Raw genomic sequence first — 590 nt, 5'->3', positions numbered from 1 at the left:
GGCCTTCCCCATTTCGGTCGAAGTCGCTGTCGCTGCTTGACAGCTATGCCCATCGGATGTCTTATCGGCGAAGGTCACACGTCTGCGCTGGTCAGCGCGTCGATGTTGCCGTGTGTTCGGGCTGCGGTCAGGTCGTGGACCGAGCCGGGCAGCGCTGGCGAAGCCCAGACAAGTCTGCCAGCGGCATCCGCGATCACCTGCACGTTCACGCCGTGGCGCTTGTGTTTCCCGGAGTAGTACGGCTTCTGGTCGGCGACCCGGTCGATCGTAATCAGGGTGCCGTCCAGGATTGCGTACGCCAGTCGGCGGATCCGTTGGATGGCGGTGGCCAGGCCGTCGGCTGCCGACCTGAGCAGGGCTATTGCTTCCTGCACGTAGCGCCAGGCGGTGGCGACGCCGATCCGGAAGCCGGCCGCGAGTCGGGTGTAGGTGTCGCCGTTGCGCAGGTGGGCGAGAGCGAGCAGCGCCTGCCGGCCGGGGTCGAGGCGTCGCCACCGGGATCGGCGCTGCTTGCGGTGGCCGCGGATGCGTTCGGCGAGGTGGTTCAGGGTGCGGCTGGACAACGGAATCGTGGCGGGGTAGGACAGCAT

Annotated in this window: 1 pseudogene; it reads right to left on the bottom strand. The window is 67.5% G+C overall.

Going from position 1 to position 590, the window contains the following annotated elements:
* Positions 1 to 590, bottom strand: a pseudogene (locus ACLQ2X_RS28425) (transposase family protein); the annotation flags it as partial.

Source organism: Micromonospora sp. DT31 (assembly GCF_049841795.1).
In the GTDB taxonomy this organism is placed as follows: Bacteria; Actinomycetota; Actinomycetes; order Mycobacteriales; family Micromonosporaceae; genus Micromonospora.
Note: the sequence above shows the minus strand (reverse complement) of the source record. Positions and strands in the feature narration are given on the sequence as shown.